Source organism: Bacillus sp. 05T31 (assembly GCF_056396725.1).
In genome coordinates this window covers 1-2709 of record NZ_JBFTMA010000618.1, presented here as the reverse complement: position 1 = coordinate 2709, position 2709 = coordinate 1, and the positions used below count along the sequence as shown (strand labels likewise).

Here is a 2709-nt window from a genome sequence, read left to right as displayed (position 1 = left end):
TCCAAGCTCCAACACTTTCCCTTTGGAAACCCATTCTTTTTGTATATACGAAACTAGGTTCTCATCTGGAACATTTTCAAAAAACGGAACATCTTTTTCTCTATCCGCATAAAATTCATTCCAAAACGGTTCTGCAGGTCTTAATATTGAATCAAGCATTTTTAATATATCTTCTTGAGTGTGTAACGTTTCACTTTTCATTTATACCCCTCCACAATCAATAGTCAGAAAATTATTATATCTCTTTTTAAACTTTCAAACAAAGAAAAAACTCCTATATTCAATAGGAGTCAAAAATATTATCTCTTTAAAATCCAAGTACAGTTAACCATTTTAACAACTGCTCTTCTCGCACCTTCAAATCATCGTTTCTATACTTACCCATCTGTATTTCGCTAACAATTTCTCCGTCCACCATAAAAAGAACTCTTTCTGTTTTAGCTGCTACCTTTACGTCATGAGTAACTAGCAAAATTGTAGTTCCCATACGGTTTATATTTGCTAAAATATCCATTACCTCTTCTGTCGCTTTTAAATTCAAAGCACCCGTTGGTTCGTCAGCAAAAATAATATTAGGTTTATTTATGAGTGCTCTACAAATAGATACCCTTTGTAATTCTCCTCCTGATGCTTCAGTTATATTATTAGTTGCAATTTGACTAATTCCCATTTTTTTCATCAATTCAAGTGCACGTTTATTTATTATTTTCCTGCTCTCAAATTTTGCTAAATACGCAGGCAAAACTATATTATCAAAAAGATTCAAATTTCTAAGAAGATTGCTCTGTTGAAAAATAAATCCCATTTCGCTGAGTCGTAATTTTGCTAACACCTCTTCTTTCATACATGTTATTTCTTTACTATCAACTTTCACACTTCCTGATGACATTTGATCCATTCCGCTAATATTATATAGTAACGTCGATTTCCCTGAACCAGAAGGTCCCATGACCGATATAAACTCTCCCTCATAAATCTCTAAATTTACATTTTTTAACATATGGTAAGTTTTATTTCCATCCATTGCGTATTTTTTATTTAATTGTTTTACTTCTAAAATTTTTTTCAAATTACACACCTCCTACTCCCCATTTAGCTTTAAATCATTTGTTTGTTTCACTGTAAAACTACTGAAAAGTGTTGCTACAGTCACAGATATAAATAAAATAGTTGGACATATTACATAAGAAATGATTGGATTAACAACAAACTTTATGTGAGCTGCTCCCATAAATGAACCTAACCAGCTTATTAGTGTTTCTCCAAACGTAGCAGCTATAAATGTCCCTGTTAAAATACCTACTAATACTATAGAAATAGAACGAGTAACATATTGTATACGAATATCTTTGTAGGAAAAGCCGATACTTTTCATAATTAATATTTGCGAAGAATCTTTTACCAATAACATTTTAAAAAACATCGCAGTTATTAAAACCGATATCAATATAGCAATCAAAATTGCCACTTGTGTCACGAKTCTTAATTGTTTAATTGTCTCTCCTAAAGTTTGAGATAAATAATTATCCGTATCTGTTATTTTTGCAGAATTAAAATTTTGTTTATACTCCTTCACTTTTTCTTGTAGATTCACTTTGGGTTTCATATCTACATTTACTACGTACCATAATATATTTTCTTTATTATAAGAAAAACTCGCTTTAGCTGTTTTTCCTCCATTCGTTACATCTTGATATATACCACTAATAGTTAGCATTTTCTCTTTTCCTTCTACAAATAAAACGATTTCATCCCCTATATTCTTTTTTAATTCATTTGCGTTCATATAAGAGAGAGCGATCTCATTTTCATTTTTGGGTGCCATACCTTTAACATATTCTATTGGAAATTGGGCGAAATCTCCCACTTCTACATTTAAGTTTTCATGTGTACCATCAGCTTTCACCATTTTAAATGTACTCGTTACAAATGCTGCATATTTTTCTACCTCTTCATCGTTGCCGACATACGATATAACGTCATTAAACCGTTTTTCTATATTTTCAGATTGCTGTAAATCTATTCGTATATCACTCTTTCCTGTTCCCATATAATTAACAAATTGCGGTGACTGAATCGTGTACAAAAAGTTAACTGGTACAACAATCATGAACACTGCAATAATTAAAACGATACTTAATACTCGATATAACTTAAATCGTTTCACTACATCTTGTATACCAATAAATATATTTACATTTGTAATTTTAGTTTGATAGAGCGAAAAAAATCTTCTAATCTTTCTTTTTCCTAGTTTATCTCTTGATCGTAAAGCGTCTATTGCTGTAATTCTCCTGAAATTCCGCAAAATGATGCGGCAAAAAAGGAGAACGGCTAGAAATAACAATGTTGTGACTATCAATGGCACAACATAATATAAAATACTTTTATTAGCTGTCCCCATATAAAGTGCGATGTTAGAGGTAAATATTTTTGTAACAAATAACGAAAGGATATATCCACATATACATCCGATAGCGGAAATAACAACATATTTTGTTACATATAGTTTTTGAATATCTTTACTTTGAATGCCGATAGCTTTCATAACACCAATTTCCCGATAATCTTCTTCCATTGAAGTCATAATCGTAAATCTAATACATAAAATCGCGATTAGCATTAATAATGCACTTATTATGATAAGTACTGCAGCTATTATTCCATCTGTTAATGAATTGACTGTTTTAAAGAGTGAATACGTAATAG

At 30.9% G+C, this 2709-nt stretch carries 2 protein-coding genes and 1 pseudogene; all 3 read right to left on the bottom strand.

All coding sequences use genetic code 11. The annotated features are described in order from the left end of the window. Positions 1-201 (bottom strand): annotated as a pseudogene (locus AC1DJR_RS25295) (SAM-dependent methyltransferase); the annotation flags it as partial. Between the two features lie 106 nt (positions 202-307). Then, complete coding sequence (locus AC1DJR_RS25290) at positions 308-1069, bottom strand: ABC transporter ATP-binding protein (protein ID WP_429687070.1); 762 nt, start codon at positions 1067-1069, stop codon at positions 308-310. Positions 1070-1081: 12 nt separating this feature from the next. Beyond that, positions 1082-2709, bottom strand: a 1628-nt coding sequence (locus tag AC1DJR_RS25285) for an ABC transporter permease (protein WP_477003788.1), incomplete at its 5' end; no start/stop codon positions are given.